The following is a 260-nucleotide window of genomic DNA, read 5'->3' as shown; positions in this document are numbered from 1 at the left end:
CTAACGCCTTGCTCTCCCGGCACGGCACGGCGGTTGTTGAAGGCTCGGAAAGCGGCCATCTACCGTCGTTTTCCCTTCACGATCGTCCTTAAGAAAACCGTCGAGGAGACTCCCCAACCCTGCCGAGTGAAAATCGATCCAGGATCGAAAGTGACGGGTTTGGCGATCTTAAAAGACTTGCAGGTGCTTTGGGCTGCCGAACTTACCCATCGCGGGCAAGCGATTAAAGATGCGCTCTTGTCCCGTCGCCAACTGCGTCG

At 56.5% G+C, this 260-nt stretch carries 1 protein-coding gene; it reads left to right on the top strand.

Annotated features, from left to right (window positions below; translation table 11 throughout):
• The coding region (locus LKK83_RS30820; RefSeq protein WP_324635290.1) for an RRXRR domain-containing protein at positions 1–260 on the top strand (260 nt) is incomplete at both ends.

Source organism: Phormidium sp. CCY1219 (genome assembly GCF_035615515.1).
In the GTDB taxonomy this organism is placed as follows: domain Bacteria; phylum Cyanobacteriota; class Cyanobacteriia; order Cyanobacteriales; family Laspinemataceae; genus CCY1219.
This window is presented reverse-complemented; position numbering and strand designations above follow the sequence as displayed.